This window comes from Actinophytocola sp., assembly GCF_035634895.1.
In the GTDB taxonomy this organism is placed as follows: domain Bacteria; phylum Actinomycetota; class Actinomycetes; order Mycobacteriales; family Pseudonocardiaceae; genus Actinophytocola.
This window is the reverse complement of sequence record NZ_DASQCC010000224.1, coordinates 100,423-109,605: the sequence shown is the minus strand read 5'-3', so window position 1 is coordinate 109,605 and position 9,183 is coordinate 100,423. Positions and strand designations below refer to the sequence as shown.

8 protein-coding genes, 1 tRNA gene and 1 pseudogene are annotated in these 9,183 nt (G+C 68.5%); 4 read left to right on the top strand and 6 right to left on the bottom strand.

What is annotated here, in order from left to right; genetic code table 11:
• Window positions 1–434: pseudogene (locus VET29_RS34935) on the bottom strand (hypothetical protein); the annotation flags it as partial.
• Between the two features lie 92 nt (window positions 435–526).
• Window positions 527–599: transfer RNA gene (locus VET29_RS34930), tRNA-Arg, on the bottom strand.
• Window positions 600–656: 57 nt separating this feature from the next.
• On the opposite strand from VET29_RS34930, the gene VET29_RS34925 reads away from it, so the two are divergent.
• Window positions 657–2,312 (top strand): SDR family oxidoreductase, encoded by a 1,656-nt coding sequence (locus VET29_RS34925; RefSeq protein ID WP_324928836.1) that lies wholly within the window; start codon window positions 657–659, stop codon window positions 2,310–2,312.
• A gap of 49 nt (window positions 2,313–2,361) precedes the next feature.
• Here the strand turns inward: VET29_RS34925 and VET29_RS34920 are convergent, their stop codons facing one another.
• From VET29_RS34920 to VET29_RS34905, 4 genes are all read right to left on the bottom strand, one after another.
• Window positions 2,362–3,804, bottom strand: coding sequence for an aldehyde dehydrogenase family protein (locus VET29_RS34920; protein ID WP_324928833.1), 1,443 nt, complete (start codon window positions 3,802–3,804; stop codon window positions 2,362–2,364).
• A 288-nt stretch (window positions 3,805–4,092) separates the two neighbouring features.
• Complete coding sequence (locus tag VET29_RS34915; RefSeq protein ID WP_324928831.1) at window positions 4,093–4,692, bottom strand: hypothetical protein; 600 nt, start codon at window positions 4,690–4,692, stop codon at window positions 4,093–4,095.
• 27 nt (window positions 4,693–4,719) lie between these two features.
• Complete coding sequence (locus VET29_RS34910) at window positions 4,720–5,139, bottom strand: YchJ family protein (protein WP_324928828.1); 420 nt, start codon at window positions 5,137–5,139, stop codon at window positions 4,720–4,722.
• The gene (locus VET29_RS34905) at window positions 5,117–6,157 is read right to left on the bottom strand and encodes an NAD(P)/FAD-dependent oxidoreductase (RefSeq protein ID WP_324928826.1); all 1,041 of its coding nucleotides are present in this window, start codon (window positions 6,155–6,157) and stop codon (window positions 5,117–5,119) included. Before VET29_RS34905 ends, VET29_RS34910 begins: the two co-directional genes overlap by 23 nt.
• Window positions 6,158–6,307: 150 nt before the next feature.
• Here VET29_RS34905 and VET29_RS34900 point away from each other — a divergent pair, with 150 nt between their 5' ends.
• From VET29_RS34900 to VET29_RS34890, 3 genes are all read left to right on the top strand, one after another.
• Window positions 6,308–6,448 carry a hypothetical protein gene (locus VET29_RS34900; RefSeq protein ID WP_324928824.1) on the top strand — a complete coding sequence of 47 codons (141 nt, stop codon included), beginning with the start codon at window positions 6,308–6,310 and terminating at the stop codon, window positions 6,446–6,448.
• Window positions 6,449–6,565: 117 nt separating this feature from the next.
• Entirely contained in the window at window positions 6,566–7,996 is a 1,431-nt protein-coding gene (gene gndA, locus VET29_RS34895) for an NADP-dependent phosphogluconate dehydrogenase (protein ID WP_324928822.1), read from the top strand.
• A complete protein-coding gene (locus VET29_RS34890; RefSeq protein ID WP_324928820.1) occupies window positions 7,993–9,117 on the top strand; it encodes an AAA family ATPase in 1,125 nt (374 codons plus the stop codon). Before gndA ends, VET29_RS34890 begins: the two co-directional genes overlap by 4 nt.
• The last annotated feature ends 66 nt before the right edge of the window (window positions 9,118–9,183 follow it).

Genomic DNA, 9,183 nt, shown 5'->3' with positions numbered 1-9,183 from the left:
AGTTCGGCCTTGAACCTCTCGATCGTGTGCGTGGTGACCTCTGCCGCTGGCCCTGACCGGAACTGCGGTGCGATGTGCTTGCGCAGATTGGCGCGGTAGGAGTCCTTGCTGCTCTCCTCGAGTTCGGCGTGCGTGAGGTGCTCTTCGATGATCTGCACCAACGAGGCGGTGGTCCTGACGTGGCGTCCGGCCTGGACGTCCTCCGTCCAGCGCCGTTTCGCGTCCTCGGCCAGGTCCTGGGCGTGCGGTCCGGGCTTGATGACCTCGCCGACGTAGTACTCCTTGCCGGTCAGGACGTCCTTGCCGGCGTAGACACGCACCCGCAGCGAGCCGCTGGGCAGCGTGTCGATGCTTCCCCTGGGCCTCGCGCGAGTCTGCGCTTCCTGTGTGTGTGGACGCGAAGGCGCCCGATCCCCCGATCGTCTTCCCCCCATAGATCGAGAGTAACCCCGGTCCATGTCATGAACCATGTCACGCGATCCTTTCAAGATCGCTGACAGATGGCGTTTGACCAGATCAGGAGGGGCGCCCACGGCAGGATTTGAACCTGCGACACCTGCCTCCGGAGGGCAGTGCTCTATCCCCTGAGCTACGTGGGCTCGTGTGGCTGTGAGCTTAGCGCATGCGGTTTGGGGGCTGACGGCTACCGTGGGGTTATGGGTCGACGGTGGGTGGACGTGGGTGGGGTGCGGCTGGCGGTTTACGACGATGGGCCTGGTGACGGGGCTCCTGTGCTGCTTGTTCACGGGTATCCGGACAACGCGTCCGTTTGGGATGGGGTTGTTCGGGTGCTTCGGCGACGGTTCCGGGTTGTGCGGTACGACGTGCGAGGGTGTGGGGAGTCCTCCGCCCCCGATGGTCGGGAGGGGTATCGGGTCCCTGCGCTGGTGGAAGACCTTGTGGCCGTCGTGAGGAGTCTTGGGGGGCGGGCGGTGCATCTTGTTGGTCATGACTGGGGGTCTATTCAGGCTTGGGCCGCCGTGGCTGCTTATCCTGAGCTTTTTGTTTCTTTTACCTCGATCTCTGGGCCTGATCTTGGGCAGATCGGGGACTGGATGACGCATGCGCGGCGGCGGGACGTTGTTCGACAACTGTTTCGTTCCTGGTATATTGGGGCGTTTCAGGTGCCGGTTCTGCCTGAGCTTGTTTGGCGGGTTCCCTTGCTTTTGCGCAAATTCCAAGCCCTGTACCGAGATGCTCGGAATGGGGTTGAGCTTTATCGGGCCAATATGGTGGGGCAGCGGCCTGAGGCTCGGCGGGTTTCCGTTCCTGTTCAGCAGATCGCTCTTACTCGGGATCCGTTTGTTACTTCTGCACTTCTTTCCTCCGCCGACCCGTGGTGTGCGCGGCTTTGGCGGCGGCCGCTTGTTGGTGAGCACTGGGCTGTTCGGCATCAACCTGCGAATGTTGCTCGGTTTGTCCTTGAGTTCATCGATCATCTTGACGGGGAACCCGCTTCTCGGGAGTTGTCGCGGGCTCGGGTCGGCGACTCTTCTCTTCCCATGGGTGGGCGGCTCGCCCTCGTCACCGGTGCTGGCAGCGGGATTGGGCGGGCCACCGCCTTCGCCCTCGCTCGGCAGGGTGTTGAGGTGCTTTGTGTTGATGTCGACTTCGGCTCCGCTGAGCGGACGGCCGTCGAAATCGGCGGTAGTGCATTTCAGCTTGACGTTGCCGACGGCACCGACATGCAGCGGCTTGCGGATCATATCCTTGCCGTACACGGGGTGCCGGATCTTGTCATGGCCAACGCCGGGGTTGGTGTTGCCGGGTCCTTTCTCGACACCACCGAACGCGACTGGCGGCGTGTTATCGACGTCAATCTCTGGGGGGTTGTCAACACCCTTCGCGCGTTTGTTCCTTCGCTTGTCGCGCGTGGGGAGGGTGGGCACATTGTCGTGACCGCCTCCGCTGCTGGGTTTCTTCCACTCCCATCCCTGCCTGCCTACAGCACAACCAAGGCCGCCGTGCTCATGTTGGCTCAATGCCTCGCCGGTGAGCTTGCTCGTGACGGAATTGGGGTCAGTGCCGTCTGCCCGGGTTTTGTGCACACCAACATCACGGCCACCACTCGGTTTGCCGGGACGGCGCCGGATGAGGAACGGCCTCGGCGTGTGCGGGCGACCAAGCTGTACCGGCGGCGTGGGTTCGGGCCGGACAGGGTCGCCGCCGAGATCGTCGCGGCTGTTCGGGACGGGCGTGTGTTCGTGCCCGTTACCCCTGAGGCCAAGGCTGGGGCCATCGCGAATCGGCTGGCGCCGGGGGCTACCCGGGCGTTGCTCGGGTGGGTTGACGGGCTTGCCAACCGTCGATGAACGCCCGTGTGTGGTGGGTGATCCACCGCACACGGGCGTCCATGGGCAATCAGTATGGGAACTGTCGGCGGCCGCGGTGGACCGAGATCCACTTCAGCGTCGTGAACTCGTTCAGGCTCCACTCGCCGTTGAGGCGGCCGAAGCCGGAGTGCTTGTCACCGCCGAACGCGACGATCGGCTCGTCGTGGATTGTCGTGTCGTTGATGTGGATCATGCCGGTGTTGATGCGTTTCGCCAGTTCGACGCCGTGGTCGAGGTTCCTCGTGTGGACGGCGCCGCTCAGGCCGAAGGGGGTGTCGTTCGCGATCTCGACCGCCTCGTCCTCGGTGTCGAACGGCATCAGGCACACCACCGGGCCGAACAGTTCCTGCTGCGACACCGACATCGCCGTGGTCACGTCGGCCAGCACGGTCGGGTGGAACAGGGTGCCGTCGACCTCGCCGCGCAGCATCACGCGGGCGCCCTCGGTGATCCCCTCCTCCACCTGGGCGGCCAGCGTGTCGGCCTGCCGCTGGTTGATCAGCGGGCCCACGATCGTCTCCGGGTCGCGTGGGTCGCCGACCGGCAGGGACGCGGCCTTGGCCACGTACCGCTCCGCGAACTCGTCGTACACACCGCGGTGGATGAGCACCCGGTTGGCTGACATGCAGATTTGGCCCTGGTGGGTGAACCGCGAGAACACGGCCGCGTCCACCGCGAGGTCCAGGTCGGCGTCCTCGAGCACGATCAGCGCCGAGTTGCCGCCCAGTTCCAGGAGTGGCTTCTTGAAGTTGCGGGCGGCCACCGACGCGACGTGCCGGCCCACGGCGGCCGAGCCGGTGAACGCGATCACTCTCGGCACCGGGTGTTCCACGAACGCGTCCCCGATCGCGGAGATCTCGGTGACCACGACGTTCAGCAGGCCGGGTGGCAGCCCGGCCGCCTCGAAGATCTCGCCGAACAGGGTGCCGCCGGTGATGGGGGTGTCCTCGTGCGGCTTCAGCACCACGCCGTTGCCCGTGGCGATCGCGGGGGCGACGCACTTCATGCCGAGGAAGAACGGGAAGTTGAAGGGGCTGATCACCCCGACCACCCCGACCGGCTCCCGGTACAGCCGGTTCTCCTTGTCGTCGATGGGTGAGGGCAGGATGCGGCCCTCCATGCGCAGCGGGAAGGTCGCCGCTTCCTTCAGCATGTCCAGCACCAGGCCGATCTCGAAACCGGCCTTCAAGCGGGTGCCGCCGAGCTCATCGATAATGATCTCGGCGATGTCCGCCATGTGGTCTTCCACATAGCGAACCGCCCGCTCGAACACGGCTCGCTTGGCATAGGGGTTCACCCGATCCCATTCGAGCTTCGCGCGCTCCGCCGCCCGGTACGCGTCGTCGATGTCCGAGACGCTGGCGATATTGAACTCCGCGACGGTCGAACCGTCGTACGGGTTCTGGTCGACCAGTACCTTGTCCATCGAACCGTTACGCCACTCGCCGGCGATGAATTGCTTGCTGTGCATGGCCATCATGGTGACGTTAATGCCGTTCGATGTACATGCGTTCCGCGTGTTCGTAACCTACGAGAGGCGTTATCGAGCCGATATCGCTCTCGCCGACGGTTGTGCCGGGGATCAAAATGTAGTAGCGGCTTCCAGCAGGTCAGCGGCACCGGGGACTGGCAATTGCCAGCGAGGTGGCGCGATTGACGCTCGTCTCGACCAAATAGACGAAGTGTGCTGCTTTATCGATAGGGCTGGTTTCCATTTCCCGGGTGGACCCAGGCGTGGCAATTGCCGGGAGTGCGGGGTTTACCCCGGTTGGCTCGCCGGATGTTCGGTCAGCCAGCGGGTTCCCGCCCTTGCCGTGCGCCGCAGTGCCGCGCGTTCGCCCAGATAGTCGCCTGCCATTCCCACGATCGGCAGCATCCCCAGCACTCGGTGGTAGAAACGGCCCTTCGGCCGCTTCTCCAGCTCGTCCGACATCGCCATCAACAGCCTGCCCTGGCGCCACAGCCACCTCGCGGTCGGTTTCACGCCGACGCGGCGGGCGGGTGGCTCGGCCGGGTCGCTGGGTTCCGCCGGCGGGGCCACCTCGCGGTCGAACAGGACCGCGGCCAGCAGGCGGACCTTGGTGTCCACATCCGTCACGCCGTGGGCCTGGGCCACGGCGCACAGCAACAGGCCCTCGCCCGCGGCGCCCAGCGCGTCCTGTAGCGGCAACAGGTCGCCGACGGCCCCCGCCAGGCCCGTCACCGACGCCGCGAGTGCCGTCAGCCGGCCGGGGCGGTCCAGCCACCACCGCACGCGCTCCTCCGCGGCGCCTGGCCGGCTGGGGAGCACCGTGTTGCAGGCTCGGACGAAGGTACGCAGTACCGACGTCACACGTTCGTCCGTCAGGGAGGCCGCCATGCCTGCGGGGTACCCCGTTCGGGCCCGCTAACTCCCCCGCGTCGTGTCGCCGTCCAGGTACACCCAGTGGCCGTCCACGCGGGTGAAGCGGCTGTTCTCGTACAGGACGCCGTTGTGGCTGCTGTGCCGGTAGTGCGCACGGAACTCGACCGTGCCCTCGCGGTGCAGCAGCCCGCCGCCGGTGGTGGTCAGGATCTCCAGGCGCTCCCAGCGCTGTGCCGGGTCGAGCGTGAGCCTGCTCGGCCGGGTGTCGGGATGCCAGCTGCGCAGCAGGTACTCGGCGTCGCCGGTCGCGAAGGCGCTGTAGCGGGAACGCATCAGTGCCTCGGCCGTCGGGGCCGATGTGGCACCCGAGTGCACGCGACCACAGCATTCGTCGTAGGTGAGCGGTGTTCCGCACGGACAGGTTCGCACGGTCCCATTGTCACGCGACCGCCGGCTCCGCATCGAGCAGCCGCCGGATCTCGCGCACCGCCGTCCGGCCGGCCCGGTTCGCGCCCACCGTGCTCGCGGATGGCCCGTACCCCACCAGGTGCACCCGCGGCTGCGCCACGACCCGGGTGCCGTCCATCACGATCCCGCCGCCCGGACCTCGCAAACCCAGTGGCGCCAGGTGATCCAGGGCCGCGCGCCAGCCCGTGCACCACAGGATCACGTCCACGTCCAGTGTGGTGCCGTCCGCCCAGGCGACACCCGTCTCGACGAGACGGTCGAACATGGGACGGCGGGCCAGCAGTCCCTTCCGCCGGGCCTCGACGATCTCGGGTGTCAGCATCAACTCCGTTGCGCGAACCACACTTTCGGGTGGCAGTCCGGCGCGGACACGCTCGTCCACCCGCGCGATGATCTCGCGGCCGTACTCGTGGTCGAACGGTTCCGTCCGGAACACCGGCGGGCGACGGGTCACCCAGAACGTCTCCGCCACCTCGGCGATCTCCAGGTGCAGCTGGACCGCGGACGTGCCGCCGCCGACCACCAGCACCCGCTTGCCGGCGAACTCGGCGGGACCCTGGTAGTCGGCCGTGTGCAGCTGCCGTCCGGCGAAGCCGCCCGGGTAGTGCGGCCAGAACGGACGGGTCCACGTGCCGGTCGCGTTGATCACCGCTCGGGCGGCCAGGGTGCCGGCCGAGGTGTCCACCAGCAGCCGCGGCCCGGGGCGGACCGCCGAGACCTCGGTCGGCCGCCGTACGTCCAGGCCGAACTCCCGCTCGTACGCGGCGAAGTACGCCGGCACGGCCGTCGCGGCGGGCTCGTCGGGAGACGGTGGGGTGAACCTCATGCCTGGCAGGTCGAAGATGCCGTGCACGGTCGCCATCCGCAGGGTCGGCCAGCGGTGCTGCCACGCGCCGCCGGGACCCGGGTTCGCGTCCAGCACGGTGAAGTCGAGGTTCGCGCGGCTCAGGAAGTACGCGCTCGACAGTCCCGCCTGCCCGGCGCCGATCACCACCACGTCCGTCTCCTGCACGCTCCTTTACAACGATCGGGACGTCACGGGCATTTCACTCGTGTGGACCGTCACGCCAATCAGTGCGTCGCGACGGCGATCCCAGTTAGGATGCCCATGCCTGGGGGTGGGCCAGTCGCCGAACCAGCACAACGGAACGGGCCTCGAACAATGGTCGCCCTGACGATCACCATCGGCGGTGCGGTACTCGTCGTCCTCGTCATCGCCGCCGCGCGATCGCTCCGGCGGGCTTCCCACCGGATCGACGACATCCTCCGCGACGAGCTGGACAGGCCGGACGACGAGGACTGAATCGTCGGTCCGCGCAACGACATTGGCAAGCCGGGTGGTCATACCAGTGTAGGAGCTCACCGACCGGCGCGGGATCTGCTGAGTGCGCCGGGCGCGTTCCTCGGGCAGAGTGGGCACATGGCAAATCAGGCACAGATCGGTGTCACCGGGCTGGCGGTCATGGGCCGCAACCTTGCCCGTAACCTCGCGCGCAACGGCTTCTCCGTCGCACTGCACAACCGCACCTCGGCCCGCACCCGTTCCCTCGTCGAGGAGCACGGTGACGAGGGCGTGTTCGTGCCGACCGAGTCGATTGAGGACTTCGTCGTCGCCCTCGAGCGGCCGCGGCGGGTCGTGATCATGGTGAAGGCCGGCGCCCCCACTGACGCGGTGATCGAGGAGCTCGTCCCGCACCTGGACGAGGGTGACATCGTCATCGACTGCGGCAACGCGCACTTCGCCGACACCCGGCGGCGCGAGGCCGAGCTGCGTGAGCGCGGCCTGCACTTCGTCGGCGCCGGCGTCTCCGGCGGCGAGGAGGGCGCGCTGCTCGGGCCGAGCATCATGCCCGGCGGCTCCAAGGAGTCCTACGCGACGCTGGGCCCCATGTTCGAGAAGATCGCCGCCCAGGTCGACGGCACCCCGTGCTGCACGCACGTCGGCCCCGACGGCGCGGGCCACTTCGTCAAGATGGTCCACAACGGCATCGAGTACGCCGACATGCAGCTCATCGCCGAGGCGTACGACCTGCTGCGCGACGGGCTCGGCGCGTCGCCCAAGGAGCTGGCGGAGATCTTCGCCGAGTGGAACTCCGGTGACCTCGAGTCGTTCCTCATCGAGATCACCGCCGAGGTGCTCGGGCACGTCGACGCCGCCACCGGCAACGCCTTCGTGGACGTCGTGGTCGACCAGGCCGAGCAGAAGGGCACCGGCCGCTGGACCGTGCAGACCGCCCTCGACCTGGGCGTCCCGGTGACGGGCATCGCCGAGGCCACCTTCGCGCGGGCCCTGTCGGCACACCCCGAGCAGCGCGTCGCGGCCCAGCGGGCACTGCCGGGGCCGGGCACGGTGGCACCGGTCGACCGTGACACGTTCGTCGACGACGTGCGCAAGGCGCTGTACGCGTCCAAGGTCGTCGCCTACGCCCAGGGCTACGACCAGATGGCGGCCGCGAGCGCGGAGTACGGCTGGGACATCGACCTCGGCGCCATGGCCACCATCTGGCGCGGTGGCTGCATCATCCGCGCCCGGTTCCTCGACCGGATCAAGGAGTCCTACGCCACCGAGCGGCCCGCGTCGCTGTTGGTCGCGCCGTACTTCCGGGACGCCGTCGCGGACGGTCAGGAGTCGTGGCGGCGGATCGTGTCGCACGCGGCCCAGGCCGGCATCCCGACGCCCGCCTTCTCCTCGTCGCTCGCGTACTACGACGGCCTGCGCGCCGAGCGCCTGCCGGCCTCCCTCATCCAGGGCCTGCGGGACTTCTTCGGCGCGCACACCTACCGGCGGGTCGACCGCGACGGCACCTTCCACACCATGTGGGGCGACGACAGGCGCGAAGTCGAGGCGTGATCCAGACCCTCGCGGTCGAGAACTACCGCTCGCTGCGGAAACTCGTGCTGCCCCTGTCGCCGCTGACCGTGGTGACAGGGGCGAACGGCACGGGCAAGTCCAGCCTGTACCGCGCGTTGCGGCTGCTGGCGGACGCGTCCCGCAACGGCGCCATCGCCGCGCTGGCCAGGGAAGGCGGGGTCGGCTCGACGCTGTGGGCCGGTCCGGAGCATGGCGCGCGGAAGGGCCGGCCGGTGCAGGGCACCGTGCGCACCGGGCCGGTCGGGCTGCGGCTGGGTTTCGGCGGCGACGAGTACGGCTACGCGCTCGATCTCGGCCTGCCGCGGCCCGGCACGACGATGTTCAACCTGGATCCGGAGTTCAAGCGCGAGGCGCTGTGGAACGGGCCGGTGCTGCGGCCGGCGATGCTGGTGGCCGACCGTGCCGGGCACGTCGTCCGCGCGCGTAACGCCGACGGCGGGTGGGAGTCGGCCGACATCCGGCTCACCGACTCGATGCTGAGCGAGCTGGCCGAGCCCGAGATCCTGCTGCTGCGCGACCGGATCCGGTCGTGGCGGTTCTACGACCAGTTCCGCACCGACCGGGACGCGCCCGCGCGGCGGTCCCGCATCGGCACCCGCACACCCGTGCTCGACCACGACGGCGCCGACCTGCCCGCCGCACTGCAGACGATCCGCGAGGTCGGCGCCGCCGGCGAACTGGACGACGCGATCGCCGACGCCTTCCCCGGCTCCCGGATCGACGTCGTCAACCACGACGGCCGGTTCGGGCTGCGGTTCCACCAGCACGGCCTGTTGCGTGCGCTGGACGCGGCGGAGCTGTCCGACGGGACGCTGCGGTACCTGCTCTGGGTGGCGGCGCTGCTGACGCCACGGCCGCCTGAGCTGCTGGTGCTGAACGAGCCGGAGACCAGCCTGCATCCGGACCTGCTCGCGCCGCTCGGGCACCTGGTCACCGACGCGGCCGCCCGCAGCCAGGTCGTCGTGGTCACCCACTCGAAGACCCTGGTCGAGGCGCTAACAAAGGCCACCGTGCTGACGCTCGTGAAGGAGTCGAGCACGACGGTGCTCGACGGCCAGGGCCTGCTCGACCAGCCGTCGTGGCACTGGCCGGATCGCTAGTGTCCCGCGCCGGAAATCAGGCAACTAATTCGGCGGCCCAGCTTCCTGCTGGCGGCGTTGCCGGTT

Bases quoted from the DNA above. Each gene is read 5' to 3' on its own strand.
- VET29_RS34925 (WP_324928836.1), top strand. From the start codon at position 657: ATGGGTCGACGGTGGGTGGACGTGGGTGGGGTGCGGCTGGCGGTTTAC.
- VET29_RS34920 (WP_324928833.1), bottom strand. From the start codon at position 3,804: ATGCACAGCAAGCAATTCATCGCCGGCGAGTGGCGTAACGGTTCGATG.
- VET29_RS34915 (WP_324928831.1), bottom strand. From the start codon at position 4,692: ATGGCGGCCTCCCTGACGGACGAACGTGTGACGTCGGTACTGCGTACC.
- VET29_RS34910 (WP_324928828.1), bottom strand. From the start codon at position 5,139: ATGCGGAGCCGGCGGTCGCGTGACAATGGGACCGTGCGAACCTGTCCG.
- VET29_RS34900 (WP_324928824.1), top strand. From the start codon at position 6,308: ATGGTCGCCCTGACGATCACCATCGGCGGTGCGGTACTCGTCGTCCTC.
- gndA (WP_324928822.1), top strand. From the start codon at position 6,566: ATGGCAAATCAGGCACAGATCGGTGTCACCGGGCTGGCGGTCATGGGC.